Origin of the sequence: Pantanalinema rosaneae CENA516 (genome assembly GCF_050753385.1) — a bacterium.
Classification (GTDB): Bacteria; Cyanobacteriota; Cyanobacteriia; order Leptolyngbyales; family Leptolyngbyaceae; genus Pantanalinema; species Pantanalinema rosaneae.
The window spans coordinates 39,380-53,897 of the sequence record NZ_JBLZFZ010000014.1; the positions used below are offsets into that span (position 1 = coordinate 39,380).

11 protein-coding genes, 1 pseudogene and 1 CRISPR repeat array are annotated in these 14,518 nt (G+C 47.9%); of the genes and pseudogenes, 6 read left to right on the forward strand and 6 right to left on the reverse strand.

Annotation, left to right across the window (positions count from 1 at the left end):
* Positions 1–536: 536 nt before the first annotated feature.
* On the forward strand, positions 537–4,943 hold the full coding sequence (locus tag ACN4EK_RS10410; protein ID WP_431657791.1) for a PAS domain S-box protein: 4,407 nt from the start codon (positions 537–539) through the stop codon (positions 4,941–4,943).
* A gap of 265 nt (positions 4,944–5,208) precedes the next feature.
* Here ACN4EK_RS10410 and ACN4EK_RS10415 read toward each other — a convergent pair whose 3' ends face one another.
* Positions 5,209–6,126: an AraC family transcriptional regulator gene (locus ACN4EK_RS10415; RefSeq protein WP_431657792.1), complete on the reverse strand. Its 918-nt coding sequence runs from the start codon at positions 6,124–6,126 to the stop codon at positions 5,209–5,211.
* A 178-nt stretch (positions 6,127–6,304) separates the two neighbouring features.
* On the opposite strand from ACN4EK_RS10415, the gene ACN4EK_RS10420 reads away from it, so the two are divergent.
* From ACN4EK_RS10420 to ACN4EK_RS10440, 5 genes are all read left to right on the forward strand, one after another.
* Positions 6,305–6,490 carry a hypothetical protein gene (locus ACN4EK_RS10420; RefSeq protein WP_431657793.1) on the forward strand — a complete coding sequence of 62 codons (186 nt, stop codon included), beginning with the start codon at positions 6,305–6,307 and terminating at the stop codon, positions 6,488–6,490.
* A 33-nt stretch (positions 6,491–6,523) separates the two neighbouring features.
* The gene (locus ACN4EK_RS10425) at positions 6,524–7,258 is read left to right on the forward strand and encodes an SDR family oxidoreductase (protein ID WP_431657794.1); all 735 of its coding nucleotides are present in this window, start codon (positions 6,524–6,526) and stop codon (positions 7,256–7,258) included.
* Between the two features lie 359 nt (positions 7,259–7,617).
* Positions 7,618–8,076 carry an HD domain-containing protein gene (locus ACN4EK_RS10430; RefSeq protein ID WP_431657795.1) on the forward strand — a complete coding sequence of 153 codons (459 nt, stop codon included), beginning with the start codon at positions 7,618–7,620 and terminating at the stop codon, positions 8,074–8,076.
* 243 nt (positions 8,077–8,319) lie between these two features.
* On the forward strand, positions 8,320–8,757 hold the full coding sequence (locus ACN4EK_RS10435; RefSeq protein ID WP_431657796.1) for a hypothetical protein: 438 nt from the start codon (positions 8,320–8,322) through the stop codon (positions 8,755–8,757).
* Positions 8,758–9,172: 415 nt separating this feature from the next.
* Positions 9,173–9,655 (forward strand): hypothetical protein, encoded by a 483-nt coding sequence (locus ACN4EK_RS10440; RefSeq protein ID WP_431657797.1) that lies wholly within the window; start codon positions 9,173–9,175, stop codon positions 9,653–9,655.
* Positions 9,656–9,778: 123 nt separating this feature from the next.
* Positions 9,779–10,180: a CRISPR direct-repeat array (repeat unit 38 nt; unit sequence TGTTTCAGTCCCGTAGACCGGGATTCAGAGTTTGCGAC).
* 86 nt (positions 10,181–10,266) lie between these two features.
* On the opposite strand, the pseudogene cas3 reads toward ACN4EK_RS10440, so the two are convergent.
* The 5 genes and pseudogenes from cas3 to ACN4EK_RS10465 form a co-directional block, all read right to left on the reverse strand.
* Positions 10,267–10,947 (reverse strand): annotated as a pseudogene (cas3, locus tag ACN4EK_RS10445) (type I-D CRISPR-associated helicase Cas3'); the annotation flags it as partial.
* A 63-nt stretch (positions 10,948–11,010) separates the two neighbouring features.
* Positions 11,011–11,910 (reverse strand): transposase family protein, encoded by a 900-nt coding sequence (locus ACN4EK_RS10450; RefSeq protein ID WP_431657798.1) that lies wholly within the window; start codon positions 11,908–11,910, stop codon positions 11,011–11,013.
* A gap of 37 nt (positions 11,911–11,947) precedes the next feature.
* Positions 11,948–12,439, reverse strand: coding sequence for a phage virion morphogenesis protein (locus tag ACN4EK_RS10455; protein ID WP_431657799.1), 492 nt, complete (start codon positions 12,437–12,439; stop codon positions 11,948–11,950).
* Positions 12,440–12,798: 359 nt separating this feature from the next.
* On the reverse strand, positions 12,799–14,010 hold the full coding sequence (locus tag ACN4EK_RS10460; RefSeq protein ID WP_431657800.1) for a S1 family peptidase: 1,212 nt from the start codon (positions 14,008–14,010) through the stop codon (positions 12,799–12,801).
* A gap of 40 nt (positions 14,011–14,050) precedes the next feature.
* On the reverse strand, positions 14,051–14,503 hold the full coding sequence (locus ACN4EK_RS10465) for an iron uptake porin (RefSeq protein WP_431657801.1): 453 nt from the start codon (positions 14,501–14,503) through the stop codon (positions 14,051–14,053).
* Positions 14,504–14,518 lie beyond the last annotated feature (15 nt).

A 14,518-nucleotide genomic window follows, 5' to 3' on the forward strand; every position in this document is an offset into this window, starting at 1 on the left:
ATGTCTAAAACATTACCCTCAGCTATCCCCGTCTCATTTAAGACTCTCGCTACAGCAAGCCTTTCAGGACTTCTCTGCACCACTAAGAACCACACCCACTGCTTGTTGTCTTTGTCATTAACCAACGACCACAATTCATCTCTAACCTACGAATAGAATTCCTAACGACTGTCTTACTTCACCTTTAAAGTCGTGGCTGTTGAGTCCTATAAAAAAGCATTAATCTGCTGAGCGCTATTCTCTGCCGAATTGAACCAACTATTGATCAGAAAGTAGCGTTTTTGCTCAGAGGTGAGTAAGACAATTCGCCTTGATTTCCCGTCCGGTTTTGCAGATGAGTCGGGCAATCGGTTGTCCTACTTAGTCTACCTCAATGCCTCATTCTGCAACAAATCAATTTAAGTGAAGCAGTTTTTTTGAACTGGAGCGTCTATCTTTAGAGAGATTTTTATCTACAAAGAAGTTCGCTTGAATAGAAACATCCGTTTATATATACGGACGAATGCTATTTAAAACGTAACGCTGCTGGAAAGCTTGTGAACAACTGGAAGTCAGAGACAAAACAACGAGTCAGTGTATCTCTAACCAGAACCGCATGGCGATCGCTGGATCAAGAAGCTCAAAAACGGGGAATTTCTCGCTCTGAGGTGATTGAGCAGTTTGCTCGCAGTCTTGAAGTGGAACCTTTTGGCAGGGATCTGACTGCCACTATCCAAATTGTTGACCGTACAGTAGCAACTATTTTAGAGAGTATCACAGATGCCTTTGTTGCCTTCGATCGAGATTGGCACTATACCTATGTTAATCATGCGGCGGCTCAAATTCTGCACAAAACCCCCGAAGAATTGATTGGCAGGCATGTCTGGAATGATGTGTTTCCCGAATTGGTGGGAGGAGTTGCCTATCAGGCGATGCATCGAGCGATCGCAGAACAAGTTCCGGTCGCCTGGGAAGAATTTGGGGAACCGATTCAGTGTTGGCTGGAGGTTAATGCGTATCCTTCACCTGAAGGAATCGCTGTTTATTTCCGGAATGTGACGGAACGCAAGCAAGCAGAGGCAGAACGGGAACAACTGTTGCAAGAGTTGGAACGGGAACGGGCGCAATTGAAAGCGGTTTTACAACAAATGCCTGCGGGTGTCTTAATTGCTGAAGCTGCGTCTAACCAGTTAGTGCTGGCAAACGAACAAGCCAAGAGAATTATTGGCTACGACTTTGAAGAATCCCATGAACTAGAAGACTATGTACCCATTACGCCGTTTCAAGCGTTTCGCCCTAATGGACAAATCTACGAACCTGAAGAATATCCACTGCCGCGATCGCTCAGAACAGGTGAAGTCGTCGCTAATGAGGAATTGGAGCTACGTTACGAAGATGGTAGTTGCACCATAATTTCAGTCAGTTCCAGCCCAATCTTCAATAAGCAGGGACAGATCCTAGCCGCCGTTGCCATGTTTCAGGATGTCACTCGGCTCAAGCACATTGAGGAGAACCTGCGGCAAACAGAAGAACGCTTACAGCTTGCCCTTTCATCTGCCCAGATGTTTGCCTGGGACACCGACCTGAGAACGCAGGAAGTAGTGTGTTCTCCCAACGCCACAGAGATTTGGGGGTTTCATCGTGGGCCGTCAACCGCCTTTCATGCCTTGATGCATCCCGACGATCGCCAATCCGTTTTGCAAGCGGTTGAGCAGGTCATTGCAGGTGACACATTCTTTTCTCAAGAGTACCGAGTGAGCAGTCCAGATGGTGCGCTTCGGTGGTTGAAGAGCCAGGGACGGGTCTATCGCGATGAGGCGGGACGGGCAACCCGGATGATTGGGGTTTCAGCCAATATCACTGCCCAGGTAGAAGCCCGACGGCAGGCAGAAGCATTACTTAAAGAACTTCAGCAAAAGGAAAAGCAACAACAGTTTTTGATCGAATTGAATGATGCCATCCGCGCCCTACAAGATTCCGAAGCGATCATGTGGCAGGTGGTTAGCACCACAGGGCAACACTTTGATGTGACACGCTGTACCTATGGTGAAATTGATGCCACCCAGGAATATGTGACGGTCGATCGCGATTACTGCAACGGTGTGATCAGTGTAGCAGGCAAACATCACATGGATTCTTTCGGTTCTGCACTGATTGCAGAGTTGAAGCAGGGCAAAACCGTTGTGGTTAACGATGTCAATCGCGATCCTCGCACAACAGGATCGGGAGCGGCGGCATTTGAGGCGCTTCAAACCAAATCGCTGCTCTGTGTTCCGCTCGTCAAACAAGGACGATTTGTTGCCTTGTTCGTATTGCATCATATCGCGACTCGTCAATGGACGGCGGACGATGTGGAATTGATGGAGCGGATTGCGACAAAAACCTGGTTAGCGGTGGAGCGATCGCGAGCAGAGGCAGAATTACGGGAAAGCGAGGCGCATCTGCAACTCGCCCTGAAGGTTGGTCGCATGGGAACCTGGGACTGGGATATGCAGACAAACACCGTCACCTGGTCAGATGGACAATTTGCCATCATGGGTCTACAGTCCAACGAAACCTCCCCGAGCTATGAAGTCTGGGCAAAGAGTGTTCATCCAGATGATTTAGCGGCGACAGAGGCAGTTCTGCAACAAGCCATGCAGGAACGTACCGAGTTTCACCATGAATATCGCACCCTCTGGCCGGATGGCTCTGGGCATTGGACAGAAGCCAGAGGACGGTTTACTTATAATGCCGCCCAACAGCCAACCCGCATGATTGGTGTACTGATTGACATTACAGAGCGTAAGCAAGCAGAGCAAGAGCGAGAACAACTGCTAGAGCGAGAACGCCTTGCCCGATCGCAGGCAGAAGCGGTACAACAGCAATTAGCGACCATTGTTGATACCTCCCCGATCGGACTGGCGTTATTAGATGCAGAGCAGCGATTTATTGCTATTAACGAAGCTCTGGCTGAAATTAATGGATTACCGCGTGAGCATCACCTGGGTAAGTCGGTTCCAGAGCTATTTAGTGACGTTGATCCTGCAATTGTTGAGGTTATTCATCAAATTTACGCCACAGGTCATCCATTTATTTCGCCGAACCTACCCATCAACGCACCTGGACATGACGATCGTCGTCCCGGTTATTACAACGTTTACTATCTACCGACGGTTGACTCGAATCACCAGGTAGAAAGTCTTTTAGCCTATATCGTCGATGTCACAGAGCAGGTCAAATTAGAGCAGGCTCAACAGTTTCTTTCTGAAGCGAGTGCTGTGCTGGCATCCTCGTTAGACTACCAAACTACGCTGGAGCAGGTTGCCCAGCTAACCGTACCAAAATTAGCGGATTGGTGTACCATTCACATTGTTGAGGAAGATGACCGCATTGACCAGATCGCGATCGCCCATATCGATCCTGCCAAACTGGAATGGGCGTATCAGCTGCGAGAAAAGTATCCGTTCAATCCGGATGATGCTCGGGGAGCCGCATTTACCCTGCGTACTGGACAACCTGACTTTGTGGCAAATATTCCCGATGAACTTCTGGTGCAGGCTGCCCGTGATCCGGAGCATTTGGAGATTCTGCGGCAGGTCGGCTTTCGTTCTTTTATGTGCGTACCACTGCGGACTCAGACCCGAATTATCGGAGTCATCTCCTTTATCGCTGCCGAATCTGGGCGACGATACACAGCAGCAGATTTACAGTTGGCAGAGGAATTAGCGCGTCGTGCGTCTCTGGCGATCGAGAATGCCCAACTGTATCAAACTGCTCAACAGGATCGCGCGGCTAGCGAAGCGGCAAGAAGTGCCGCAGAAGCTGCTAACCGGATCAAAGACGAGTTTTTAGCCGTTCTATCCCATGAACTGCGATCGCCGCTCAATCCCATCCTGGGTTGGGCTAAACTGCTACAGAGCAGAAAACTAGATGCAACAAAGACCGCGCAGGCTTTGGCAACGATCGAACGAAATGCTAAATTGCAAGCGGAATTGATTGAAGACTTGCTGGATGTCTCCCGCATTCTACGCGGCAAACTTAGTCTCAATGTAGCTCCGGTCAATCTTGCTGTCGTGATCAGAGAAGCGATGGAAACGATCCGGCTAGCGGCAGAAGCCAAGTCCATCCAAATAACCGCAACTCTTGCATCAGATGTAGGTCTGGTTTTGGGTGATTCGACTCGATTACAGCAGGTCGTTTGGAATCTGCTCTCCAATGCCGTGAAGTTCACTCCCTCGGGGGGGCAGGTCAACATTCAGCTGGAACGCATTGACTCGTCGGCCCAAATTACGGTCAGTGATACAGGGCAGGGGATTACGCCTGACTTTTTACCCTACGTGTTTGACTACTTCCGTCAAGCAGATGCAGCAACAACTCGAAAGTTTGGTGGACTGGGATTAGGTTTGGCGATCGTGCGGCATTTAGTCGAGCTACATGGAGGACAGGTTGAAGTAACAAGTCCAGGAGTTGGCTTAGGTGCAATCTTCACTGTTCGATTGCCACTTCAGCTAATTCAAACAACTGCTGAGCAGAACAACCAATCATCAGAGTTGTCTGCTGATTTGACTGGTATTCAGGTGTTAGTTGTAGATGATGAAGCAGATTCACGGGAGTTCGTTGCTTTTGTGTTGGAGCAAGCCAAAGCAACAGTCATGACTGCAACGACTGCCAATGAAGCATTATCACTACTCATCCAAGTCAAGCCAGATGTGCTGTTAAGTGATATTGGAATGCCAGAGGTGGATGGTTATACGCTGCTTCAATGGGTGCGGGCGTTATTACCAGAGCAAGGGGGGCAGATCCCTGCGATCGCCCTAACAGCCTATGCTGGAGAATTGGATCAGCAGCAGGCGCTGTCAGTAGGATTCCAACGGCATGTTGCTAAACCCGCAGAACCGGAACATTTAGTCCGAGCGATCCTCTCACTGCTAGAACGAAACGGTGATGTAGTTCAAATTCAGTCCAAAGTTATTGATGGTTAGAGAAGAATGCCAAAACCTGTCTAATTTTGAAAAAGCGCGAAAGCTATATCCATCAGGATAGCTGGCGATTTAAATGTCTTGAATTCTATGAAAAAAAGAGGCTGTAAGCTCTACCAGATAAAGATTTAGCCTTAGCGTTATTTATTGTTCTACTGCTAAACATACCCGATCGTCAGAGTTTTGGCTCCGTCCGTTACAGCAACTGGTTGTGCAGCGATCGCATTCAGCCGATGTTTAATCTAAAAACGGATTGGACAGAGAATAGTCAAGCTGTTCGCAAACGCTCAATATCTTTGATGGGTGGTGCTCCAAACATCCGGGAATACTCTCGGCTGAACTGTGAAGGGCTTTCATACCCAACCTGATAGGCGGCACTGGTGGCATCGGCATTCTCGACCAGCATCAGCCGCCGCGCTTCCAGCAGCCTCAATTGTTTCTGATATTGCAGCGGACTCATGGAGGTCACTTTCCGGAAATGACGGTGGAAGGATGCCGCAGACATACTGGCTTGCTCAGCCAGATCCTTCACTCGTAACGGCTTTGTGAAATCAGCCTTGAGCAGCTTGATGACCTCCGCAATACGCTGCATGTTGCTGCCGGATGTCGCGATCTGGCGCACCGCTTCACTTTGTTCACCGATCAAAAGCCGGTAATAGATTTCACGAATTATCATCGGTGCCAGAAACGGAATATCCTGTGGCGTATCCAGAAGCCGTGTCAGTCTAATGGCGCAATCAATCAACGCGACATCAGCGTTGCTCACGAATAAGCCTCTCACCGAGTTTTCTTTCTTTCCCGCCTGGGGTTGGATTTGAGCAATAATGTCATAGAGTTGAACCGGGTCTAAATTTAACTTAAACCCTAAATAGGGCTGGTCGGGTGTCGCCTCCGTCACAAATCCACTCAGCGGCAAATCCACCGAGATGACAAGATACTGAGCGGCACCATACTGATACGTTTCCTCACCCAGCAAGGCTTCTTTTTTGCCCTGAATCACGATCGCGAGAACCGGTTCAAAGACACCACGGATTGCGGTGGAAGCAGCCGATTCCCGCATGAATTCTAACTGACTGATCGCCGTTTGATGGGCGCCGTCTCCCCGGGTATCGGTGTAGTGTGCCACTAATGCCGCCAGTTCTTGACACGCATGAATGGCTGTACCCTGCCTCAGTGTTGCAATCATCGTGCTGGTTTCCTGGCTGCTTTAACCGCTCTCATACGCCCATTATAGAGAAAGTTTTTCCTGATCAACCTTTTGCCTGAGAGGATTAGGCAATGATATGCGAGGTTTGTGTATTTGAAACCCCATGTCTTAAACCTATGCTGAACTCATGCTAAAAGAGCAATGAAAGGATGAGGCAATGGCACAGGATACAACAAAGATTGCTTTGATCACCGGATCAAGCCGAGGATTGGGCAGAAATACGGCTTTAGGTCGCGTGGGTCTTCCCGATGATATTGGCGGGGCGATCGCATCCTTGCTTTCTGAAGACAACCGATGGGTCAATGCCCAGAGAATTGAAGTCTCTGGCGGCATGTTTCTCTAATTCAAACTGGTCAAAACAAACAGGAAAATTACCATGTTAAACGTAGAAAACAAAGTCATTGCGATCACTGGAGCCAGTAGCGGCATCGGTGAAGCTACTGCCAAATTACTGGCTGAACATGGCGCCAAGGTGGTTCTGGGAGCACGGCGTACAGAACGGCTAGAAAAGCTTGCTGAGGAGATTCGTCGTCAGGGTGGCTCAGCAAAATTGAAAACAGTGGACGTTGCCGATCGCGAGGATATGAAAGCGTTCATTCACTTTGCCAAAGACACGTTCGGTCGAATTGATGTCATTTTTAACAACGCCGGTGTCATGCCGTTATCCCCCATGAATGCCCTAAAAGTTGAAGAATGGGACAATATGATCAACGTCAACATTAACGGCGTATTGAATGGGATTGCCGCTGGTTTACCGATCATGGAAGCGCAAGGGGGCGGTCAGTTTATCAACACTGCATCGATCGCCGCCCATGTGGTAGTCCCGACTGGTGCAGTCTACTGTGCAACCAAATACGCGGTTTGGGCAATCTCCGAAGGACTGAGGCAGGAATCAAAAAATATCCGCGTGACCACAATCTCTCCGGGTGTCGTGGAGACAGAGCTGGGTTCTGACATCACAGACGGTTCAGCACAAGCGGCATTGAAAGAATTTCGTAAGAGTGCCCTAAACCCAGATGCGATCGCCAGAGCCGTTTTATATGCCGTATCCCAGCCCGATGATGTGGATGTCAATGAAATCATTGTTCGCCCGACAGCCAGTGCCTTCTAGCCTTGAAACGATCCTATAATCATATCGCTACGATTTGGAATTTCATCCATCACGATAACGAACAGATTCGTCTGCAATTATCCAACTGTTGAGGAGATGCCTTCTTTTTCCCATCCTTTACTAAAAAGGATTACCCTCCATACTATTATGAGACTGAATATGCCCGACGCGCTCTACCTAGTTCCCCAATGATGCCAACTCTTGAGTATTCATGGCAGCGAACTTGGTCATTTTTAAGGGTTTCACCCGATGTAACATTGTTTGAAAAACTTATTGGTTGCTATAGTCAACCACAGCGACACTATCATACCCTTCAGCATCTCCAGGAGTGTATTGAAATATTCGGAGTGCGACTGGCAATGGCAAAGCATCCAGGTGAAGTGGAAGTGGCGTTATGGTTCCATGATGCTGTGTATGACGTAAAGAGCCAAGACAATGAACTGCAAAGCGCACTCTGGGCGAAACAAGCTTTGCTGAAATGTGGCATTTCAGACGAGGTGGCAGAGCGGATTTATGCGCTGGTCTTGGCAACCGACCATTCCCTACCTCCCCGATCCGCAGATGCACAGTTACTCGTGGATATTGATCTGTCTATCTTAGGTGCATCACCAGAGCGATTTGAGCAATATGAGGTACAGGTAAGGCAGGAGTATGAATGGGTTCCTCGTTCACAGTATTCCGACAAGCGGCAGGCTATATTACAAGGATTCTTAAATCGTCCATTTATCTTTAGCACCGAGCAATTCCGTAATCAGTTTGAATCTCAGGCGAGAGAGAATCTTCAGCGTTCTATCCTCCGGCTTGCCAGTCTTCACTAAACTCCACTAAACCAGCATAGGCATATTTGCACTATAGTCATGTACCAATAACGACCCAATCAAGCTAGCAAGATGAGAGGAGTAGGAATCTTACTTGGCTCGTCAGAACTTCCATCTAAAGAGGTGTTTGGGGCATATCACTTTGACGAAGGATGGCTCAAAAACCAACCATGAGGTAGTTGTTCCGCGATCAGTTCAGCCGTTAAAAGTAGAGAGTTCCTACAAAAAGCAGGAGTTTGATTGGTGAATACACAACGCGAGCATTTGGATGACAACGCTATGATCCCGTTAGGGGATGATCAACCAGATATGAAAATGCTTGAGATCGATGGCAAACGTCCGATCGAGAATAGCGATCTGCAAGTCCGGAATATTTTGCCCATTGATAACCAGCGTCCGATCGTGGCTGATGATATTCAGGTGTGCGACACACTGGAAGTAGATGGCAGCCGTCCCATTACCACCAGTTCGCTAGAAGCTGACAAAACACTGGGAATTGATGGCGATCGCCCCATTACTCCTAGCGATTTGCAGGTGAAGGACGTGATCCACGAAGATGGCAAACGACCGATCTCGACCGATAAAACTCAAATTCGCAAGACCCTCTCCGTAGATGGCGATCGCCCAATCACTTCAGATAACCTGGAAAAACCAGATATGCTGCGAGACTACATTGATTAGTGCAGTATCGCCGCTTAGTCTCAGCCACTCAATAGAACGGGGGTTAGAATCGACGATCGCTTCAATTCGGTCTTAATCCGCTCGCTAGACCTCTGATTGCTCGCTACAATCGCTCCAGTATCCGCTCAATCCGGTCTAGTCGTTCTGCACTCATATCGCCTTCGTCAATCCCTGATCCTATCCTATGACGTTGTTCGCCCATTGGGGTGAGCCGCGATCGAGTTTGTCGTTATCCTCTCTGCCTATTGCTTCCGCGAAAGTGACGGGATCGTTCAGATTACGATCAGGGACAGACAAACCACCGACGGCAGAGGGTGTTGCGGTTGTGGATGTGGTCGGACAATTCCCTTACTTCCTTTGTATCCCGCGCTTGGGAATTGGGCACGATAAGAGAAATAAAGTTGGAAGCATTTCTATGAAACCTGTTCTCCTCATTTCCGTAGTCTTAACTGCCCTGCTCCCTACAACTGCTCTCGCGATCGAGCCTGACCACCCCTGCTATATGCGAACGGCTGATGGTCGAGTAATCAACCTCACTCCGGCTCTGTGTAGTGCTAATCCTGTACCGATATCGTCTATTCCCCTAACTGCTACCGTTCCAACTCAGAATCAGAGATACGTTTGGGTGGGTAGTACCAAGGGAAGCGATTATTACCTCGATATGCAAAGTGTCACCAGAACTAGCATGACTATGACTGAGGAAGTTGGTGATCGGGTTATAGATGCTTTCACCTTAAAAATTAACTGTCAATCCGTCAAGATTATCTGGGACAGACAGGGAGATGATCAAACTACCCCAGAGAAAGGCACAATCGGGCATAACGCCCTAGCTCTAGCTTGTCAAAAACTAGGCTACAGCCGTTTCTGGGATTACAAGCCACCTCAAGCGCAACGATAGAAGAGACTGCAAGCAAAATAGTGAGAGGTAGATTACCCTCACGTACATGAAGTCCTGTAGACCGGGATTCAGGGTTCGCGACTTTGAGCCAGTGAATTTATTTTCTGATTGAAGTCGCCACCGGCGTTCAGTCCCGTAGACCGGGATTCAGGGTTCGCGACACGCCAAATTGCGCGCCGCATCGGTACGAGCCAATAGTTTCAGTCCCGTAGACCGGGATTCAGGGTTCGCGACTCTCAAGATTTTTGATCGTCTTGAATGACTTTAACCTGTTTCAGTCCCGTAGACCGGGATTCAGAGTTTGCGACATCACGACTAGGCTTCTGATCATGTGACCCATCCTGTTTCAGTCCCGTAGACCGGGATTCAGAGTTTGCGACATTATCTATGCTCTCATGTCACCTGTAGTGTTTATGTTTCAGTCCCGTAGACCGGGATTCAGAGTTTGCGACACTGATTGAAGCCATAGTCCGTAACGTCAACGTCGTGTTTCAGTCCCGTAGACCGGGATTCAGAGTTTGCGACCTATCGCTATTTGGCGTTGGGGCAATAAGAAACCTGAGGTGGACCCAATCGGTTTGCTGTCTACCAAGAACCCGTCCAACTCTACCAAGTCTTTGCCAGAAGGCAGCACGATCGCGGCATGAAAAGATTAACCAATCAAGAGATTGACGAGTGGGAGATGGAGTACGTTCAAAGTTAAATCCTACGTCCACTATGCTCGTCGCTAAGATGATTGGACATTGCACTGCCCGTTGCCGATCTGCTAACGGGGATGGTCCTGTAATGCGTCCAATTTTATCCGAAAAGCCTTTTGCTTGAAGAATATTTGCAAGCTTATCAATCTGATAAAGCGAATCTAGAATTACTGCACCATATTGCTCAGGTTGTGTTTGAATTCGTCTAACAATCTCATCGACTAACTCAGACAACAATTGTTCTCTATCGGGTTGAGGACGTAATTCTAAATTGACTGCCGTTTGGGAAGACAATAAACAAACTGTGCTGTTTTCTCCATCGACATACGCAATTTTTACGCCTTGTTTTTCCAGGCTTAGCAGTGCATCTTCGCAAGCAGGTTCAGGTGTTGCAGTTAACAAAATAGCCCGACGACCGTTTTTGAAGAAACCAAACTCATGCGAGAGCGCTAGGTAAAATAAAAGCCCGACTAATTGTTTAGCATCATACAGGTGAAATTCATCAAAGATAACTGTTGCAAATGAGCTGTAGAATTGACTGGCGATATTAACGCGATCTAACCGTTTATAGCAAAGAAGGTTGCGTAGTAGAATAGACTTGTTGCGGAATAAGAATTTTTAAGGGAAATGCGCTGCTCTTGTCACTCCTATCTTGAGTTAAGCAGCGATCAAATAGAAGTTCCATAGCCCCGTCGCCGTCAACATCGAACGGTCATCAAAATCACTCACACGATTTCTGTACACATCGCTGGCAATCCTGTATCGTTTCACTCCCGCAAATGCATTCTCGCATCGCACCCGCCGACTACTTTTCTCACGATTCTCTTGTTTCTGCTCTTCGCTGAGGCTGCCTCCTCGCGGTTTCTTGTGAGGCATCTCAATGTTCTCATACTCCTTCTGTAACCCTAAAAAGCCTAAATCGACGGCAATCACAATCTCATCGGGAATTCCCTCAACCATCTCTACCTCATCGAGCAACCGCTTATCATGCACTTTTCCCTCTCGGGCTTGAGTGAGTACCAATACCCGTTTGCCTTCATCCACCGCCACCAGATGCTTCCGAGTGTATCGCCGCTTTTTTCCCGAATAATGCTCCTGTTGCCGCTCTTGGTCTTTTGGACGAGCAATCGGTCGCTCTGTCCCATCAATCATCACTTCTTTGACTTCCGGGTAGCGTTGCAAAAACTGCTCAATCCGTTCGAGTTTTCGTTCCGGCAGTACCATCGTTTGCCCCAGGGCTGCTTCGAGTATCGGTTGCAGTCGGTGCATCCAGCGGTGGGCTTGGCTCCGGTCAAAGTCAAACAGAAATCCCGCCACATCAAAGGTGGGGTAACACTTGAAGTAGAACAAGATGTAGAACAGTTTCTCTGACATACTCGACAATCGAGCTTTGTCCGCTTGTCCTCCCCCCGGGGCACGTTGTCGCACCTGCGCTCGCATTTGGGCATCCCATGCCTGATTAAACGCTGGCAATAGCTCATCAAAAGCTTTCCGGTTTAGACCGGTCAGAGCACGCAGCAAACGCTCGTTATTCAAGGCACGATGGAGGTTGATCATGCAGGCTCAAACTCGATGAAGTTATCTTGATTATCTCCTATTCCGCAACAAGTCTATTAAATGCACCTTGAGTGAACTGCCCCAAGGTAGGGTTGAGGTAAATTCTGATTTCATCCCGCACTTGTTCACCTAATGCACCGCGATCGAAGTCTGCCGCTTCTGGGGAAAATTGGCGTTTGGGTAATCGGCGTGTCCCGGTCTGGTGATGCTCCATGCGCTTGAGGTAAGTGATATACAGTCGGTTGCCGGAGATCGTCACCTTCACCGATCGCTTACCCTCGCCTGTCCGTTGCAGCAATTTACCGCCTTGTCCTTTGCGCTGCCGTTGGCGCACACTACTGGCGGCGAGAGCTGCCCACGGTTGACCGGATGGACTAGCCTCTTTGTCAAAGCTATCCTCAATCACATTTTCGACAATCGGCTTGAGCCGCAGCATGAGCGGAGTTAAGCCTAATGCCCTGGTGTTGATCAGCCCCAACACGCTCAGTGCCCGACTGCCATCCACTTGAATATCAACAAAATTGCTCATCTGCGATCGCTCGACACAACTGCTGCTACTAATCCCCAAATTATGATGAATGCGACGGTATGAGCTTTTGTTACTGGCGGTTCCGCTCCCAATACTCCTACGCAAAATCACTATCTCTCTGCACTACCAACCCAATCGTTCGATCATCCTCTAACCTTGTTGTGTACTCATCAGTGTCAGTAAGTTTCTCGGGAACAAAGTTCTCGAAGAGAGTCCAAATTTGTAGAGTTCTATTTTGATAGTAGCCTAGCGATCACCTCCTGAACACAGATTTGAAACATCCTATGATTAGTTTTAGTTGCAGAAATGTTTAACCTTGGTTGAACATACCTTTATTAAAAAGTAGAGTAGTTGCTTCCTTAACGTCGCAAGGACTGTACCTCTTGTTCTAGGTCAGTGATTGCTTGCTGCAATGTGTTCAGTGAAGTTTGCAATTCCTGTGGTTTCACGAGATCCTGAGTAGATGCTGTAAGTACTTCCTCCAACTTCTGCACACAACTGCCTAAATCTATAGCAAATTGTCCTCGGGTCGTTTCAACCTTAAGCCTATAGGAACCATCTGGGAAAGATTGTAGACAGCCATAGCGATCGCGTAGGGATTGGGCGGACTGGAATACCCAGTCTGTTGGTGAAACATCAAATCCTGCTTGAAACTGTTGCGGAGTTAAAACATCAGCACTGGGCGATAGTGATCGCACTAGTTCTGCAATCAATGATGAACTGATTGTTGGCGGGGCAACTTTGAAGTTGTAAGTGCTACCCTGCCGTTGGATTTCCTGAAGCGCCTGTTGAAGCTGAACAGCTTGACCTTTAGTAAAATTACCGTCTTCGACTTGAGCACTATGGATACCCATTAGTTCCCCTTGTGCATTAAAAACTGGACCGCCACTCATTCCAACACCTACCTGCTCAACATCATAAACAAGACTCATCCCACCCTGAGGTTCAGGTGGTTTGACAGCAGTCACCTTGCCAGATGAGGACAAACGCCGCCGTTCTACTGTTGGTGATGCTGGTTTTAACCAACCAGAAACAAGTACAGCTTCATTGGGTTGCGGATTGCTAGGTGGGGCAATTGTAGCGATCGGATAAGGCTGTTGGCAATCATGCATAAACTCTATCAATGCCAGATCCAACCCTTGAATTGCATTGGTTTCGACATTACCCAAAAAGCGGTGTTTCTGAACACTATGAATTAATCCATCACTCGTTCTCAATCCATAAGGTTGCTCTGGATCCCCTGCTCGCAATTTTACTACGTGAGCATTGGTCAAAACAGAATACACGCAATTTGTTCGCAGGCTATCACTGTCCTCTCGGACTGCAACAATTACGCCTGATCCTGCATATTCTGTTCCAGATTGTAGCCCATCCTGGCTCTCCAGATTTTCGTTAATAAAAACAGTGGTTGCACTAGCGATTGCATTAACATCATCACGTGATGCCGCTTGTGCTAATAGGATAGAGGAATGGCTAGATGGAGTTGCTAATGTTGAGGTTGGAAGTAGAAGATATAGAGTAGCCGTGACGAGCAAACAGAATCCAGCTACCCTCCAGAAGTGCTTAAACATAATCCGCGATCGCCTCAATTAAATGACTGGTAGAAAAAACTTAAATTTGCTCATTTATGGGCATATTCTGAGTAGAAGGTGAAGCACTGCCACTTCGTAGCGATTCCACTGTTTGTCTCAAAGATTCAACCTGCTGTTGTAACGGTACTATAGACATCTGAAGGTCTTCTCTCTTAACACTTTCAGCTGTTGAAGCAGCAAATAATTCATTGACTCTGTCTAAGCAAGAACTCAAATTAGCTGCTAACTCACCTCGGGTAATTGTGCGGTTTGCTCGAAACGTTGTATCTGGGTAGCCAACCAAACAGCCATAACTCTCGACTAGCTTTTGTAAGCTTTGAAAATAATAATCGGTCGGTCTTACATCTGAAAACTGTGCTACTGAAGTTATTTGAGCTAGCGTCATAGAAGCTGTTGTAGCAATTACAAGCACAATACTTGTCAAAATTGCTGTTAGACTAAGCGCCAATGTTCTCCAACGATTTTTAGTCATGGTATTACCTAGTGA

Coding starts and splice junctions, on each gene's coding strand:
- ACN4EK_RS10440 (WP_431657797.1), top strand. CDS start 9,173: ATGAAACCTGTTCTCCTCATTTCCGTAGTCTTAACTGCCCTGCTCCCT.
- ACN4EK_RS10465 (WP_431657801.1), bottom strand. CDS start 14,503: ATGACTAAAAATCGTTGGAGAACATTGGCGCTTAGTCTAACAGCAATT.
- ACN4EK_RS10420 (WP_431657793.1), top strand. CDS start 6,305: ATGGCACAGGATACAACAAAGATTGCTTTGATCACCGGATCAAGCCGA.
- ACN4EK_RS10415 (WP_431657792.1), bottom strand. CDS start 6,126: ATGATTGCAACACTGAGGCAGGGTACAGCCATTCATGCGTGTCAAGAA.
- ACN4EK_RS10430 (WP_431657795.1), top strand. CDS start 7,618: ATGGCAAAGCATCCAGGTGAAGTGGAAGTGGCGTTATGGTTCCATGAT.
- ACN4EK_RS10460 (WP_431657800.1), bottom strand. CDS start 14,010: ATGTTTAAGCACTTCTGGAGGGTAGCTGGATTCTGTTTGCTCGTCACG.
- ACN4EK_RS10450 (WP_431657798.1), bottom strand. CDS start 11,910: ATGATCAACCTCCATCGTGCCTTGAATAACGAGCGTTTGCTGCGTGCT.
- ACN4EK_RS10455 (WP_431657799.1), bottom strand. CDS start 12,439: ATGAGCAATTTTGTTGATATTCAAGTGGATGGCAGTCGGGCACTGAGC.
- ACN4EK_RS10425 (WP_431657794.1), top strand. CDS start 6,524: ATGTTAAACGTAGAAAACAAAGTCATTGCGATCACTGGAGCCAGTAGC.